Source organism: Serratia sp. PL7 (assembly GCF_945957435.1).
This window is the reverse complement of the sequence record NZ_CAMFLB010000005.1, coordinates 118,217-134,452: the sequence shown is the minus strand read 5'-3', so window position 1 is coordinate 134,452 and position 16,236 is coordinate 118,217. Positions and strand designations below refer to the sequence as shown.

The following is a 16,236-nucleotide window of genomic DNA, read 5'->3' as shown; positions in this document are numbered from 1 at the left end:
AAGCATGTTCCATACTGCCGCCATCATGATATCAGGGGGCGTTATGGAACAGAGTTTGTCTGACAGTAAGGCTGGATTACCAGGGCTGCCGGTGTTGCTACTTGGTGGGTTCGTCACCATGTTCGATTTGTTTGTGGTTAACGTGGCGGTGCCGGTGATCCAGCAGCAGTTCAACGCCAGCTTTGCCGGGGTTGGGTTGATTATCGCCGGTTATGAACTGGCTTTTGGTATTTTACTGATTGCCGGTGGGCGATTGGGGGATCGTTTCGGTCGGCGGCGTATGTTTAGCTACGGTATGTTGGCTTTTGCGTTGACCTCGATGCTTTGCGGTCTGGCGGGGTCGCTGTGGGTCCTGATTGTTGCCCGGTTTTTGCAAGGTGCAGCGGCAGCGCTGCTGTTTCCGCAAATTTATGCCTTATTGCGTGTGCTATATGGCGAAGAGCAGCGGCGGCGAGCCTTTGCTCGTTTGGGGATGACGCTTGGGTTGGCGGCGATTTGTGGCCAGGTGTTGGGCGGTTTGATTATCGAGGCCAATATTCTGGGCAGCAGTTGGCGCATGATCTTTCTGATCAACCTGCCGATTGGCGTGCTGGCGGCGTTGGCGGCGCGACGCATTCCTGAGTCCAGACTGGCGCAGGCCCAGCGACTCGATGCTAAAGGTCTGCTGCTGGCCGCTGGCGGTTTGCTGCTGTTACTGTTCCCGTTACTGGAAGGCCCATCGCGTCACTGGCCTTGGTGGATTGCGCCGATGATGGTGCTGGCAGTGGGGCTGTCAGCTTGGTTTGTGCGTTGGGAACGGCAACTTGCCCGTCACTCCGGTGATGCGGTGCTCGATCTGGCCCTATTTCGCCAAGGTCACTTTGCCCGCGGCACGGTAATTGTGCTGGCGATTTACTCCACCGCATCCTCATTCTTCCTCTGTTTTGCCCTACTGTTACAGGCCGGAATAGGGCTGACGCCGTTCCAGGCGGGGTGCCTGTTCGCTCCGGCCAGCGCCGCCTTTATGCTGGCCTCCTTTTTGGCTCCGGGCTGGGTGCAACGCTGGGGGAATATTGTGTTGGCTGGTGGGGTGGTGGTCTACGCCAGTGGCATGATATTGCTGGTGGTGCAGGTGCTATGGGGACGTGCGTTCAGCCATCCGTTACAACTGTTACCCGGCCTGATGATTTTGGGTTTTGGTCAGGCATTGAGTATGACGCCATTGCTTAATTGGGTGCTTGGCCTGGCGAAGGAGCATCAGGCAGGTATGGCAGCAGGTTTGGTGTCTACAGTGCAGCAGGTAGGCGGTGCTCTGGGGATAGCGGCCAGCGGCATGTTCTTTGTTCCGCTGCTGGCCGGGGGAGCAGAGCCACAGCACTATGCCAGAGCCTTTGCTGGTGCTATGGGCTACAACCTGTTGGCGATGCTGGTTGCTTTGGTCCTGCTGCTCCTTACCCACCGGCAGTTAGGCAGGGGCGGTTAACGCATTATTGCGCCGGTTTGCCCGGCGCTGCGTTACTATTTACCAGCCTCCACCGCCGCCGCCGCCGGAACCCCCACCCGATGAGCCACCGCCGGACGATCCAGAACCGCTGGAGCTGGAGCCTGATGAACTTGAACCGGAGCTTGAACTGCTGCTGGGTGTCGCCATAGACGATGCGGTACAGGAACGACTAAAGCGATTCACGCGCTGCCAGTCTGCGTCGACAAAGGCTTCCGACATAGCCCCGGATTTACTGAGGTATTCGGCAAAGGTATTGGCCCAGGTCTTGCCCACGCCGAGCGCTAGCGCCGCCGGTAACAGGCTTTCAAAATGGGCAACCAATTGATCGGGTGGGTAAAGTGCCTGATAGCGATTTCTCTCGGCCGTACCCAGATACAGTTTCAGCCCTTGCGCAGTGGCCAAATCATTCAGCCCCCGTTGGGTGTATCGCGGGATCATCCAGCCAAAAGTCATGCATAGCAGAATGGCGGCCAGCAGCGCGCCAATATACCCGGCTGGAAACTGCGTCAGGGGCAACATGCCAAATAAGAAAGCGCCACCGCCAAAGGTGGTTAACGGGCCAAATAGAAGAGCAATAACCAAGGGGATGAACCCAAAAGTATTCCAGGTTTTTCTCGGGCTCAATAAAAATCTCAACGGTAAAGAGAGCAGCAAGATCCCGAACAGCAGGAAAATCAGGGCAGGAATGGTGATTACTGCCGCGCCGAGATTAAACAACGCCCCGCAGATCACCGGGATCAGCAGCATGATATAGACTGCGCGGCGCACCGGTTTACCCCATTTGTTGAATAATTTCTCACGCTGGTCTTCACTGCGTTTTTCCAACCATTTACGAGCATTTTGCATTGGTCGCTGATAGGCCAGGCCGAGGTTGATATTTTTGCGACTGCCGCTAAACAGCAGGCCAAGTAACTGCTTATCGCTGGTGGTCAAGCGCTTGTTATTGTCATCTGGTTGGTACGATAACCATTGTTCATCCGCCGATTGAAACCTGGAAAACCACGGGCCTGTGGATTTGCTCGCTTTAAGCGTGATCGCTGCGCCACGTTTGGCGACCAGCTCCAGCAAATCGCTGCTGAAAGCCACGTCGTCGTACTTACGCTGGGTAATAAACCGCAAATAGCCTGGCGACAGGGTGGTAGGCATCGTATATAGCGGCACAACCGGCGGCATCTTCAAGCCAATTGCGGTCACGTTGTTACGCCACCACCACAAACAATAGACCGCGAGCAGCAGCACTGGTATCCAGATCGCACTGGTTGCCAGCGTGGGTAACAGCAGGTGCACCAACGGTGAAGATGCTTGCGGGGCAGCGGCACCGGCCAGAATATCGCGTGGCCAGGTGTAGACAACGGTCAGTCCTTCGCCTTGGTCCAGCGGTTGCGTGGTTTGCACTCCTCCGTCGGGAAGTATGCTGGCGTTGTGCTCTTTTGCGCCCAGCGTTCCGGTATAGACATCGATGGAACGCAGCCGGGAGTCTCTACCTTCGTTATCCAGATAATTACTGGCGTCCGGCAGCTCCAGTTGGAAGCTGGCCTTGGTGATTGGATAGGCCCAATCGTTCCCCGTGACGTTCCAGTAGAGTTCGTCCCACTCGGGGAAACGGCTGAAGTGGTTACTGACCTGATAGCGGATCTGGTAGTTATAAATCGCCGGTTGCAAGATGTGCTCGGCACTACCAATACGCACTGTCAGCGTCTTTGATGTTTTATCCAGGCTATAGGGTTCGGCAACGCCGTCGCGCAATACTTCTTTGATCTGATAATCGACGCTGAAAATCTTGCCGTCCTGGCGGTTCCAGGTGAGCGGTAGGGTGCGGAAAATCCCACGGCGTATCTCTTGCCCTAAAGACAGCACCTTGATGTTTTCCCGCATTTCCATGCTGCCGTCTGGGTTAAAGTGCGCATGGGTATCAAATGAGAGAATATGCTCATAGGCACGTACCCAACGGGGAGCACTTGCTGGCACAGCCTCTCTGTCGGGAGCCTCGGCAACGGGGGCTGCCCCAACGGCGATATCATCAGCCGTAGCCGGCGCGGCTGCTGTCATCAATAGCGATAACACCCATAATACGCGCACTAACAAACCTGATATTGCAGCCATCGTGCTAGTCCATCCGTGGAACTTTAGCTTCTTCAGGATCTTCGAGTTCGAAGAACGCATCCGCTTTAAAATTAAACAGCCGGGCCAGGATTAAACTGGGGAACGACTCCACCAGAATATTGAAATCGCGCACCGTACCGTTGAAATAGCGGCGTGCCATTTGCAACTGTTCTTCGATCTCTGCCAGAGATTGTTGCAGGGAGAGGAAGTTTTGGTTGGCTTTCAGTTCCGGGTAGGCTTCTGCCAGCGCAAAAATGCGGCTCAAAGCACCAGAAAACTCTTTTTCACTCTCGGCAACCTGAGGGGTGTTGCCAACCAGGTCGCCGCGCTGGCGCGAGAGGGTTTCAAACAGCTCTTTCTCATGCAGAGTGTAGCGCTTCACCAGGGTCAACAGGTTGGGGGCCAGATCGTGGCGGCGTTTGAGCTGCACCGCTATACCGCTCCAGGCTTCGTCTTTGAAACGGCGCAGGGAGATAAAGCGGTTATAAGTCATCACGGACCAGATCAGCACCACGGCGATCGCGGCCAGAGTGAGATAGATTTCCATTTTTCATTCCATGTTTGATGGGGAATACATCATTCCATTGTATGTTTATGGATACTATCTTATTCCGCTAGGGTGGGTAAATCTCGCTATGTCCAGCAAGCCCCAATCCACAAGGAAAACCTAAGCCATGTATCAACTAGAGTCATTCCGTGAAGACGATTTAGACGCCCAGATAGCCTTGGTGCGCGCCAATCCTCTGGGGCTGATCGTTAGCCAGGGGCCACAGGGTTTGGTAGCAGATCCGATCCCCTTTCTTATTGATACCGATGATCAAGGGCAGGTGACGCTCAGGGCGCATCTGTCGCGAGGCAACCCACATTGGTCGTTGCTGCAAGCCGGGCAAGAATGCCTGGTGGTGTTTCAGGGGGCTGAGGGCTATATCTCGCCGGGATGGTATGAAACCAAGCGGCGCACCGGCAAAGCCGTGCCGACCTGGAACTATGCTGCCGTCCACCTGTGGGGGACGCCAACGGTCACGCAAGATAGCGTCTGGCTGCGCCAACTGCTAACGGAACTGACGGCGGTGCATGAAGGCAATCAGCCGCAACCTTGGCGTGTTGACGATGCGCCAGCGGAGTATATTGCCGCCAATATCAAAGGCATTGTCGGCATCGAAATCGCCGTCACCCGGCGTGAAGGGAAATGGAAAATGAGCCAGAACCGCAGCGCTGCCGACATCGACGGGGTGATTGACGGCCTGCGAGCCGGTGACGATTGCCAACAGCAACTTGCCGATGAGGTTGAGCGCCGTCGCGGATAAGGTATGCTTATTGCAAACCGAATCAGCGGAGCGAGCGATGGATTACAGCAAAATTATCAAAGAAATAGGCCGTGGCAAGAACCATGCGCGCGATCTGGATCGGCAAACGGCTTTTGAGCTCTATCAGGCGATGCTGTCCGATGCCGTGCCACCTCTGGAGTTGGGAGCCATCCTGATCGCCATGAGAATCAAGGGGGAAGCCGAGGAGGAGATGCTTGGCTTCTATCAGGCGATGCAACAGCAGGTCATGCGGCTGCAACCCCCGAAGGGGCGCCCGATGCCGGTGGTGCTACCCAGTTACAACGGCGCTCGTAAACAGGCCAACCTGACGCCGTTACTGGCATTGTTGTTGGCCAAAGTTGGGCTACCGGTAGTAGTTCACGGCGTAGTGAACGACAGCACGCGCGTCACCAGCGCAGAGATTTTCCGTGAACTTGGGGTGCAGTGGTCTGAAGATCCTCAGGCCGCTCAACGGCGTTTGGACGGCGGAAATGCGGTGTTTATCCCGGTGTCGGCGCTTGCGCCAGCGTTGGAAAATCAGCTTGGTTTGCGCTGGAGAATGGGCGTGCGTAACAGCGCCCACACGCTGGCAAAATTGGCGACGCCGTTTGGTGAGCAGGACGTGCTGCGCATCGCCAGCGTTTCTCATCCGGAATACGTCGAGCGTGTTGCCTCATTTTTCTGCCAGATCGGTGCGCGGGGATTATTGATGCATGGCACCGAAGGGGAGGCTTACGCCAATCCGCAACGCTGTCCAAAAATCCACTATATCGTCGGGGGTCAGCAGCAGATTTTGTTGGAACGGCCAGAACAGGATGCGTTAGCTGAGGTGCCTGCCGCCAAGGACGCCGCAACAACGGCGCGATGGACGGAACGCTGTCTGGCTGGTGAGGTCGCCATTCCCGAGCCGATCGCTCGGCAGGTTGCCTGCTGCCTGGTCGCTACCGGCCAAGTGGAGACATTGGAGCAGGGGCTGATCAGGCTGCGATAGTCTGCCTTATTACCTTCTATTATCAGGGGCGAATACCTTTGCCCCAAGTATTTATCACTGTTGTGTTGGTTATTTTTAGTAAAAAAAATCTCAATTACCAGACTATATATTACTAACCACTTAAATTATGGCATAAGTTGGTGGGTTATGTGATAAGACGGGGTAAAAGCGTTTAAAACTCAGTGTATAACTTTAAAGAAGTAGATTACACTCAGCCCATCAGCTTTGGGGTCTTGCATGATTTTCCATCGATTGCGGAGGTTTGCTCCGTCTTGGTTGTAAAAAAGGACTTGTAAGCTACTCTATCTAAACCATAAGAAGAGAAGCGCTTAAAATACATAGACGGTTTTCCATTGTGTATTTGGGTTATAGATCACGTTATTTTACATTCGTGATTTGTATGTATTCATACAGTGCCAAGTGTAAGCTTATAGGTCTGGATTATGAGTAAATATGATGATGTCCAAGGATTCAAAGATAAGACCAATCTCAAAGGGCTTGATTATAAAGAATTTCCTCGTGCAGATGTGGCATCGGCCTCACAACGCTGGTCTATTGTTGAACAGGTAGCAGGCAATGGTGGTATTACTGCCAGCAGCTCGCAGCCAACGCCGATCAATAGTACGGATCTCTCTTCCAGTGCACCTTTAGGGTTCGAACCGCCTGCACAACCCAAGGCGGTGATAACAGAAAATACCGCCTTGCCCGGCCACATTCCTCATAATTTTGATCGTTTTGCTCCGCCGGTGGAGCCTAAACTCACTAAAACCGCCCAGCCGGAAAGCCCGCGTGACGTTCTTGCTCAGGGTAACCCTTTTCATTCCCCTGCAAGCGCTCCGCCGTCCGCTCCGCAACCAGAGAACCAACGTTTTAAGCAGATGTTCAGCAAGAAAACGTCCTCTGCCGGTGAAGTGATGGACGCTGGTCGTAATACATTACTCAAACCACTTTTAGAGTCTATTGCCTCATGCCGTTAGTCTGTGTTTGTTCTCCGAAAGGAGGGGTAGGGAAAACCACGGTTACTGCTAATCTGGCTTATGCATTGGCCCGTAGCGGCAGTAAGGTGTTGGTTGTCGACTTCGACACGCAGAATGCGTTAAGGCTGCATTTTGGCGTGCCTATTGCCGATAACCGAGGTTTTGTTGCCCAGTCGGCAATTTTATCCGATTGGAGTCAGTTTATTCTTAAAGTTGGGCCGAACCTGTTCGTTTTACCTTACGGCGACGTCACTGATGAGCAGCGCCTTCAGTTCGATGACAATCTGCTCAATGAGCCAATGTTCATTCAACGTGGCCTGAGTTCGGTGCTGAAGATCCCAGGCATGGTGGTGATCGCCGATATGCCACCGGGGCGCAATGCGGCAGTGCAGGCCATGCAGGCCGCTGCGGACATGCGCATTATGGTATTGCTGGCCGATACCGCATCGCTCAGTTTATTACCCACTATTGAGCAGCATAAGTTTATGAGTGCGCCTGCCAGCAATGAAGTTGGCGAGTATTATGTGGTAAACCAGAGTGACATGCGGCGTACGTTGAGCAGGGACGTGACGCAATTCTTTGAGCAGCGTTTGCAAGACAAACTGCTAGGAACCATTCACCGCGATGAGTGTGTCCCAGAGGCCAACGCATCGCAACGGGCGATCATGGATATTAGCCCGGTGTCGGCTGCTGCATTTGATATTGAGCAGATCAGTAAAAAGGTCGCAGTAATTTTAGGGCTTAGTGTTGGAGATGGTACGTATCATCATACTACGTCTATTTATGGCTCTTCGTAAGGATTGTCTGGTTAGTTATGAATAAAATACTCTTTTATTTCTTACTGCTGTTGGCCTTACCTTTTATGCTGTTGATTATCATTGCCCCCATGAGCAGTGATAATCAGTATATCTTTGGCCTGATCTGCATAGCGATCGTGTTTATTTTAGGGGTGAGTAAAAGCAAAAAAGTTACCCTGGTAATGATTGTGATGTCGACCCTGATGTCATTACGTTACATCTACTGGCGCGCGACAGAAACCCTGCATTTCAACAGTACCCTGGAGGCGGTGTTGGGTATTGCCCTGTTTATCACCGAGCTGTATGCCCTGGTGATATTGCTGTTTGGTTATATTCAGACTACCTGGTCATTAAAACGCACTATTGAACCGCTGCCCGACGACACGTCGCTATGGCCAACGGTAGATGTCTATATTCCTACTTACAACGAAAGTATGGACGTGGTGCGCGACACCATACTGGCGGCGCAGTGCATTGACTACCCGAAAGACAAGATGAAAATCTACGTGCTGGATGACGGCAAACGTAATGAGTTTGCCGTATTCTGTGCCGATGCGGGTGTAGGCTATATTACCCGCAACAATAACCACCATGCCAAAGCGGGCAATCTGAATAACGCGATGAAAGTGACTCAGGGTGAATTGATCACCGTGTTTGACTGCGATCACGTAGCAACCCGCGCCTTCTTGCAGGCGACGGTCGGCAGCTTCCTGGTGGATGAGCGTCTGGCGTTGATTCAGACCCCGCACTATTTCTATTCGCCGGATCCGTTTGAACGCAACCTGTCAGAGGCGAGCAAAGTCCCTAACGAAGGCGCACTGTTCTATGGGCCGGTGCAACAGGGTAATGATAACTGGAACGCCACCTTCTTCTGCGGCTCCTGTGCCGTGATCCGCCGTTCGGCGCTGGAGGAGGTGGGCGGTTTTGCGGTAGAAACCGTGACCGAAGATGCCCACACCGCCTTGAAGATGCAGCGTCGAGGCTGGAACACGGCATTCCTGGCGTTGCCATTGGCAGCCGGGCTGGCCACCGAACGCTTGGGGCTGCACGTGATCCAACGTACCCGCTGGGCGCGCGGTATGACGCAGATCTTCCGGGTGGATAATCCCTTGTTGGGGCGCGGCCTGACCTGGCAGCAGCGTTTATGCTATCTGAACGCCATGCTGCATTTCCAGTACGGCTTACCCAGGGTGATATTCTGCGTGGCACCGCTGGTTTATCTGCTGTTCAACCTCAATATCATCGCCTCCTCCGCCGGGCTGATTTTCGCTTATGTGTTACCGCATCTGGTGATGTCGATCTATATCAACTCCAGAGCCAACGGACGCTATCGCTATTCGTTCTGGGGGGAAATCTATGAGACGGTGATGTGTTTCCACCTGGTGATACCGACCCTGTTGACGATGATCTCGCCAAAACACGGCAAGTTTAACGTGACGGATAAAGGCGCGTTGCTGGATGTTAACTATTTCGACTCCCATATTGTCCGGCCGCATATTATCGCCGTGTCCTTGCTGTTAATCGGTACTGCCTGGGGCGGGATCCGCCTGGTGATGCCGGATCACTATGGTGCTAACCCGCAGGTTATTTGGCTTAATATTGCCTGGGCCAGTTTCAGCATGATTATCCTGCTGGCCGCCATTGCCGTAGCGCGGGAAACTCGCCAGGTGCGAAAAACCATCCGTATCGATGCCTCCTTGCCTGCAGTGCTGTACTTTGCCAGTGGCGCGGCGATGCGTACCGAAACCCTGGATCTTTCGATGGGTGGGGTCAAATTGAAAACGCCGGACGAGCGCTTCCTCAACGATCCGATCGAAGAGGTGGAAATATCGCTCAAGTCTGGGGCCGTCTGTTTCCCGGTAGAGTTGATCGATGTCGACAAGTCGGTGACCCGGTTAATGTTCAAAGAGATGCCGATTGAGAAACGACGGGAGCTGGTGCGGGTAGTATTGGCGCGGGCAGATGCCTGGATCCAGACCAAACCTTTCCCACAGGATCGGCCACTGCGTTCGTTGTTGGGCGTCCTGCGCTGTATTTTCGAGTTTTTCTATTTTTCCTGGCGCGATCGTCGGGCCAAAAAGCAGCAGAAGCGGCCTGAACTAAAGCGGGATAAGGAACAAGCCCTATGAGCCGGGTGAAAACCAAGTTGCCAACAGGCAGATCTACGCTCATTGCTCTGGTCAGCGGCCTGATGTTGGGGATGGGGCTTTCTGGTCTTGCCCTTGCAGCCGATCCGCAGCCTGCGCCGTCACATGCCAGCGATGGTGTCGAGATGCCAGGTTTTCCTACCTTGCCGCGTCCAACAGATGCTCCACCAGCGGGTGCAGTGCCGGGCAGTGTTGAGCAAACTGCTCCGCTTGATATCGCTACGCCACCGGTTACCGTCTTCAATCAGTCGCTCGCTTCCACGCTCAGCGTGGGCGATATGGGGCAAACCACAGGATTGACGTTGAGCAACTGGCAACAGCAGTCCGGCTTCACCTTTACCTTACCCTCGGACTGGGTGGTAACGGACGGCAATCTGGTGCTGGATCTCGACATTTCCCCGGCCCTGATAGGAACCGATACCGAGCTGCAACTGATGCTCAATGGGCAACCCTTGAGCACCCAGAAGCTGAACCAATTGCATGAAGGCAAGGTCAGTTTGCAGGTACCGATCCCGGCCGCCATGATCGTAGCGCGCAACAACCTGAGTTTCAGCATTGGCAATGGCAGCAATGCGGCCATGCTGTGCGAAAAGGGGGCGGCCAATAAATATTGGCTCAAGGTGCTGCCAACCAGCCAGTTACATCTGGAAAACCAGGTGCTGAATATCAGCCCGAACCTCGGCCGTTTCCCCAATCCGTTCTTTGATCCTCAGACCATGCAACCCACCTTGGTGGACGTGATCTTCGGCCAGGAAAAACGGCCGGAAGACGTGGTAGCCTCCGCTATCGTCAGCTCTTATCTGGGGAAGGTAACGCGCCATAATAACTTGAACTTTCAGGTATTGCAGGATAGCTTGCCCGAACAGAACGGCATTATCTTTGCGCGCCCCGGCGAGCAGATTGGCCAGTTGACTCTGCCACAGGCCGATGGCCCGACCATTCAGATGATTGATAATCCGCTGAACCCGGTTTACAAGCTGTTGCTGGTGATGGGGCGTAACGCCACCGAGATGCGCCAGGCAGCCTATCGTCTGGTCAGCCAGCCGTTGCCGGAGAAAACCGCGTTGCTGGCGGTGAAGCCGGTGACTATTCCGCTGCGCCAGCCCTACGACGCCCCGCGCTGGATCGATACCAGCAAGCCGGTCAGCTTTGACAAGCTGGTGGCCAGTAATGAGGAACTGACCGTCACCGGCGTTTACCATGACGCGGTGCGCGTTGCTTTCCGTGCCGCCCCGGACCTGTTTATGTGGGATGGCAGAAACGTCCCGCTGCAAATCAACTACCGTTTCCCCACCGACAACTGGATCGATGAGAATAAATCCCAGCTCAGTGCCACGCTGAATGGCACTTTCCTGAGTAACCTTTCGGTGAACAAACGCGGACAGCTGGAGTTGCTGTGGCACCAGTTTGGCGGCGATATTCGCCAGGAACAATATACCTTGGCCCTGCCACCGTATCTGATTTACGGCGACAACATGCTGGAGCTTTATTTCTCTATCGTGCCGAAAAACGGCGCCTCCTGCGATCCGACGGATAGCAACACTCTCAAGAGCCATATCGGGCCCAACTCGTATATTGATCTGAGCGATACCTACCATTTCACCGAGTTGCCTAACCTCTCTTATTTCGTTGGGGCCTCCTTCCCATTCTCCAAGCTGGCGGACTTCTCGCAAACCGTGCTGTTAATGGCGGAAAAACCCACGGACAACGAAGTCCGCGCGCTGTTGAATCTGACCGCTCGCTCAGGCGCGGCTACCGGCAGCTCGATTGGCAATGTGGATATCCGCTTTGGCCTACGAGGCAATGAGAGCGAGTTGGACGACTTCAAGGGCAAGGATGTGCTGGTGGTCGCCTCACTGGCTCAGAGCACTTTCTATCAGCGGCTGTTGCAACAGGTGCCTTTTACGCTAAACGATAGCGGTGGGTTGGCGGTCAAGGCGCAGTCTACGTTGGAAAAACTGCAGTCCTACCTGAAAGGTAACTGGCGGACCCAAGGCATCGACGCCGATCGTTATCTCTCCTCATTGACGGACTGGCGTGGATTTTTCAGTTTCCGTTCCGGTTGGGATCCGCAACGGGTGGTGGTGGTGGCCAGCGCCTCTTCCGACGATGACCTGAACAAGATCTATGGCGATCTGAAATTGGCCCAGATCAACGCCGGAGTGCGTGGCGATCTGGCGGTGATCACCGATCAGAACGGCGTACGCAGTTTCCAGGTTGGCGAACAGTTCCCGAGTGGGGATCTGCCCTGGTATCTGATCTTTATCTGGTATGCCAGTAAACATGTGGTGCTTTTATCCCTGACCGTGTTGGGGATTTCCGTGGTGTTGGGGCTGGGGCTGTATATTTTGCTACGCAAGCACGCCACCAAACGCCTGGGGAGAGATGCAGAAGATGAAAGTTAAAACACGTCTCGACCAGAAGCTAGACAGGAGCCGCCAATGAACCTATTGCTGAAAAAGAAATTGTATTGGGTCTCTCTGGCTGGGCTGACGATTTTTTCGGTGTCGGCGTTGGCGGATGACAATAACCCCGCGCTGAAAGCCCTGTTTCAACAGGCGGCTTACTGGCATGACAAATCGCATGATGAACTGGCCCAGGGGGCGTTGCAGAAAGTCCTGCTGATCGACGAGAACAACGCCGAGGCGATGTATCTGCTATCTCTGTATGCCATGCAGAGCGGGGATAAGGCCAAGGCCGAAATCTGGCGTAAAAAACTGAGCGCTATCGCGCCCAATGATCCTCGCCTCCAGGCGTTGAGCAGCACCGAAGCGGCTCCGTCGGTCTCCAAAAGTCTGTTGGCGCAGGCCCGGCAGTTGGCGGCGAAAGGGGAGTTTGCCCAGGCGGCTGCGGCTTATCAGACGGTGTTCAACGGCAAGACACCGATCGATAACCTTGCCAATGAGTATTACCTCACTTTGGCAGGTTCACCTGCGGGCAGGCAGGAGGCGATTGATGGCCTCAAGCAGCGGCTGGCTATGCAACCCAATGACACGCAAACCCGTGTGGTGCTGGGCAAGGTGCTGACCTATCAGGAATCGACCCGTCGTGAGGGGATCGATATGTTGGCGGCGATGGCTCCGAACAATAATGAGGCCGATCAGGCGTTGAAACAGGCGCTGCTGTGGTTGGCACCGCAACCGGCTGACAAGCCGCTGTATGATGCCTATCAGCAACGGCATCCGGCGGACAAGGCCGTGGCGGCCTATTATCAGCAGAATATTGCCGGCTCGGCCAAAGGCGTTGGGTTCTCCGAACTGAATAAAGGGGATCTGGGCAGCGCCAAGGATCAGTTTGCCGCTATCTTGGCCAGCAACCCGAATGATGCGGATGCCCTGGCCGGGATGGGATTTACGGCGATGCGCAGCGGAAACTTCGCGCAGGCAGAAAACTACCTCACCCAGGCGGCAAAACAGGGCGGCCCACAGAGTGCGCAGTGGGGGGCGTTGGCTCAGGAAGCGGCGTTTTACGCGACATTGGACAAAGCCAAGCAGGCTGCCAACGCAGGCCAATTGGATGAAGCCTTGGCGATCAGTGCGCCCCTGAGCCGTGCTACAGGGGATAAAGGCAACGCGGCGACGCTGTTCCGGGCCGATCTGGCTCGTAAGAAAGGGGATTTCACTGCCTCCGAGCAGATGTATCGCGGCTTGCTGGCGCAAAATCCGCAGAATAATGATGCCAGGCTGGGGCTGTATTATTTGTTGCAGCAACAGCGTGACAAAGGCCCGCAAGCTGCGCAGATACTGCAAACTATCCCAGCCGATCAACGGCCTAAAGTCCAGCAGGCGGTGGCGGGGGTGAATGTTGATCCTCAGCGCAGGCAGGCCGAGGCCGCCATGCAGAATGGCGATCCGCAGCGTGCGATGATGATCTTGCAACAGGCGCTGGAAAAGCAGCCTTCGAACGTTTGGGTACGGCTGGATATGGCACGCATCCTGAACAAACAGGGGCAAGAGTTGCAGGCGCAAACCTTGATCTCTCCGCTGATGCAGGTTGGTGCTTCGCCAGATAGCCTGTACGCGGCAGCGCTGTTTGCTTCAGAACGTAACGACTGGCTGAACGTTTCCACCCTGATGGCGCGTATCCCGCAAGGGAGGCAGAACAGCAGCATGCGGGCTCTGGTGGCCACTGCGTCGGCCAACCAGCAGCGGGCCAGTGCAGAAAGTTATCTTCGCCAGGGTAACACGGCCAGCGCGGCGGTCATCTTGCGGCAGTTGGCGCAGAAGCCTCCGACTGAACCCGCGGCCCTTGGGGAGCTGGCAAAAGATTTGATGACGGTGGGGGATACCTCAACGGCGGTCCAACTGGTGCGTGACAACATGCGTTTGGGAGTCAAAGGCAATGCGGGGGATTACGCGGCCCAGATAGCGGTGCTCAATCAGGCCGGGTTAAGCCAGGAAGCCGATGCCTGGCTGAATAACCCGGCGTTGCGGGCGCGCAGTTCAACCCGCGAGATTGGCCAACTGCGCAACGGCAGCGTGATCAATGAGGCGGATAAACTGCGTTTGCAGGGGCAGTATAGCGCCGCGTATGACAAGCTGATCGGCGCGTTGCAAAACGATCCGCAAAATACCGATATCATGCTGGCGATGGGGCGTCTCTATCAGTCTGGCAATATGAACAAAGAGGCCGGGCAGGTTTACAACTACCTGCTCAGCCGTGACAGCCTGAACCAAGGGGCGCGCGAAGGTGCCGTCGGGGTCGCATTGTCCGATGGCGATGTCGATCGAGCCAAACAGTTGCTGCGCGGCTTGCCTGCGCTTAAAACGCCGGATCAGTTGCTGCTGGCGGCGCGCGTGGCTCAAGCGGACGGTAACTATCCACAGGCGATGGTGTTTCTGCGTGAGGCGAAAAACCGAGTCAATGGCGTAAGCGGTGCGCCAGGCGGGGGGCCTGCAGTGATTGGCGGTTTGCGGCTGGCGGATAATCCGTTTGCCGCGCAGAGCACGGCATCGTCGAGCGTGAATACCTCTTCCTCGGCTTACGGTGAGGTGCTGCCTTGGCAAGTTGCAGCCCCAGGTTACGCGCGCGCTCCTGCGGAGGTAGTGAAAAACCCGACCTTGCAGCAGATTGATAAGCTGATGGACGAGGTGCAGGACAAGACCGCCACCTGGGTTCAGGGGAATATTTCATTGCGTGATAACAGCAGTGGTGAAAACGGCCTGAGTAATATCACGGAAGTGAGAAGCCCAATCACCCTGTCAGGCATGCCGTTCGATAATGGCAGACTCAGTGTTGATGTGACACCGGTGATGCTGAAATCCGGTACACCATCCGACAGCGCCAACAGCCGCTTTGGTACCGGTGCGCTGCAACAGGCCAGGGCTATCGAGGCTGCGACTCAGGCCTCCGTCGTTGCCTCTCAGACCTCGATTGCTGCCGCACAGGCCGCCGATCTGCGTTATCAGCAACTGCATGCCACCCGCGATAGCCTGTGTTCTATTGACGCCACTTCGCCAGAGTGTGCCGCTGCCACGGTGGCGCAGGATCAGGCCTATAACGAAAGGCAGACGCTGGCTGGCCTGGTGACACAGCCGAAGACCTTTGGCCCTAACGATATCTATGCCGACTCACCGGGGCAGCAGCAAGATACCGGGGTAGAACTGGCGTTGGCACTAAGCGGTGACAGCTATAAGCTGGACGTGGGCAGTACGCCAATGGGCAGCGGCATCAGTTCGATAGTGGGTGGCGTGAAATGGTCACCCAAGCTGACCGAACACTCAACGCTGGATATGACGCTTGAACGTCGCGCGGTAAAAGATAGCCTGCTCTCCTATGTCGGGACCGAAGATACCATCACCGGCAAGAAATGGGGGGCGGTGACCAAGAACGGCGGCGGAGTAAATCTTGGATACGATGATGGCGTGCTCGGAGCTTACGGTGGCGCGGGTTATTACAGCTACGTGGGTGATAACGTGGCGGATAACCATAGCGTGACCGGCATTCTGGGAGCCTACATTCGCCCTTATAAGGATGATGATAGCGAGCTGAAGGTGGGCGTTAACGTCAACTATATGGATTTTGACAAAAACCTCAGTTACTTCAGCTACGGTCAAGGGGGCTACTTCAGCCCGCAGGATTATCTCAGCATCTCGCTGCCGGTGGAGTACACCAAAAAACAGGATAACTTCACCTATATTCTGAGCGGCAACGTGGGTTATCAGACCTATAACAATCAGGAAAGCCTGTATTACCCGAACGATCCGGCTCTTCAGTCTCAGTTGGAAAGCCTGGTCAGCCAGGGTTACGGCAAAGAGGCCAGATATGCCAGCGAGGACAAGAGTGGCATTGGCTACAGCCTGAAGGCGGGGGGGACTTATAAGGTCACGCCAAGCGTGTTGGTTGGGGGGCAGTTGGGTTATGACACTTTCGGCAGCTATTCCGAGAGCACGGCTTTGCTCTATTTTAAATATCTGTTAGATGGAAAATAA

The 16,236-nt window shown here is 55.0% G+C and carries 10 protein-coding genes; 8 read left to right on the top strand and 2 right to left on the bottom strand.

The features are described 5' to 3' along the window. Positions 1-43 precede the first annotated feature (43 nt). Positions 44-1,462, top strand: coding sequence for an MFS transporter (locus tag N6G83_RS22910; protein WP_211134472.1), 1,419 nt, complete (start codon positions 44-46; stop codon positions 1,460-1,462). A 39-nt stretch (positions 1,463-1,501) separates the two neighbouring features. Here the strand turns inward: N6G83_RS22910 and N6G83_RS22905 are convergent, their stop codons facing one another. Both N6G83_RS22905 and N6G83_RS22900 read right to left on the bottom strand, forming a co-directional pair. Further along, positions 1,502-3,586 (bottom strand): DUF2207 domain-containing protein, encoded by a 2,085-nt coding sequence (locus N6G83_RS22905; RefSeq protein WP_211134473.1) that lies wholly within the window; start codon positions 3,584-3,586, stop codon positions 1,502-1,504. Positions 3,587-3,590: 4 nt separating this feature from the next. Beyond that, entirely contained in the window at positions 3,591-4,133 is a 543-nt protein-coding gene (locus N6G83_RS22900) for a LemA family protein (RefSeq protein WP_211134474.1), read from the bottom strand. A gap of 127 nt (positions 4,134-4,260) precedes the next feature. Here N6G83_RS22900 and N6G83_RS22895 point away from each other — a divergent pair, with 127 nt between their 5' ends. The 7 genes from N6G83_RS22895 (at position 4,261) to N6G83_RS22865 (ending at position 16,236) form a co-directional block, all read left to right on the top strand. Further along, positions 4,261-4,893 (top strand): FMN-binding negative transcriptional regulator, encoded by a 633-nt coding sequence (locus N6G83_RS22895; protein ID WP_211134475.1) that lies wholly within the window; start codon positions 4,261-4,263, stop codon positions 4,891-4,893. Positions 4,894-4,930: 37 nt separating this feature from the next. After that, entirely contained in the window at positions 4,931-5,884 is a 954-nt protein-coding gene (ybiB, locus tag N6G83_RS22890) for a DNA-binding protein YbiB (protein WP_199062005.1), read from the top strand. A gap of 443 nt (positions 5,885-6,327) precedes the next feature. Continuing rightward, complete coding sequence (locus tag N6G83_RS22885; RefSeq protein ID WP_074028041.1) at positions 6,328-6,861, top strand: cellulose biosynthesis protein BcsO; 534 nt, start codon at positions 6,328-6,330, stop codon at positions 6,859-6,861. After that, positions 6,852-7,658: a cellulose biosynthesis protein BcsQ gene (gene bcsQ, locus N6G83_RS22880; RefSeq protein ID WP_024527499.1), complete on the top strand. Its 807-nt coding sequence runs from the start codon at positions 6,852-6,854 to the stop codon at positions 7,656-7,658. The genes N6G83_RS22885 and bcsQ overlap by 10 nt, the downstream gene beginning before the upstream one ends. 17 nt (positions 7,659-7,675) lie before the next feature. After that, complete coding sequence (gene bcsA / locus N6G83_RS22875) at positions 7,676-9,787, top strand: UDP-forming cellulose synthase catalytic subunit (protein WP_211134476.1); 2,112 nt, start codon at positions 7,676-7,678, stop codon at positions 9,785-9,787. Beyond that, positions 9,784-12,210, top strand: coding sequence for a cellulose biosynthesis cyclic di-GMP-binding regulatory protein BcsB (gene bcsB / locus N6G83_RS22870; RefSeq protein ID WP_248006579.1), 2,427 nt, complete (start codon positions 9,784-9,786; stop codon positions 12,208-12,210). The genes bcsA and bcsB overlap by 4 nt, the downstream gene beginning before the upstream one ends. Positions 12,211-12,246: 36 nt before the next feature. Next, complete coding sequence (locus N6G83_RS22865; protein ID WP_211134477.1) at positions 12,247-16,236, top strand: cellulose biosynthesis protein BcsC; 3,990 nt, start codon at positions 12,247-12,249, stop codon at positions 16,234-16,236.

What these genes read in the sequence shown, in the direction of transcription:
- N6G83_RS22910 (WP_211134472.1), top strand. Translation starts at nt 44, where the DNA reads ATGGAACAGAGTTTGTCTGACAGTAAGGCTGGATTACCAGGGCTGCCG.
- N6G83_RS22905 (WP_211134473.1), bottom strand. Translation starts at nt 3,586, where the DNA reads ATGGCTGCAATATCAGGTTTGTTAGTGCGCGTATTATGGGTGTTATCG.
- N6G83_RS22900 (WP_211134474.1), bottom strand. Translation starts at nt 4,133, where the DNA reads ATGGAAATCTATCTCACTCTGGCCGCGATCGCCGTGGTGCTGATCTGG.
- N6G83_RS22895 (WP_211134475.1), top strand. Translation starts at nt 4,261, where the DNA reads ATGTATCAACTAGAGTCATTCCGTGAAGACGATTTAGACGCCCAGATA.
- ybiB (WP_199062005.1), top strand. Translation starts at nt 4,931, where the DNA reads ATGGATTACAGCAAAATTATCAAAGAAATAGGCCGTGGCAAGAACCAT.
- N6G83_RS22885 (WP_074028041.1), top strand. Translation starts at nt 6,328, where the DNA reads ATGAGTAAATATGATGATGTCCAAGGATTCAAAGATAAGACCAATCTC.
- bcsQ (WP_024527499.1), top strand. Translation starts at nt 6,852, where the DNA reads ATGCCGTTAGTCTGTGTTTGTTCTCCGAAAGGAGGGGTAGGGAAAACC.
- bcsA (WP_211134476.1), top strand. Translation starts at nt 7,676, where the DNA reads ATGAATAAAATACTCTTTTATTTCTTACTGCTGTTGGCCTTACCTTTT.
- bcsB (WP_248006579.1), top strand. Translation starts at nt 9,784, where the DNA reads ATGAGCCGGGTGAAAACCAAGTTGCCAACAGGCAGATCTACGCTCATT.
- N6G83_RS22865 (WP_211134477.1), top strand. Translation starts at nt 12,247, where the DNA reads ATGAACCTATTGCTGAAAAAGAAATTGTATTGGGTCTCTCTGGCTGGG.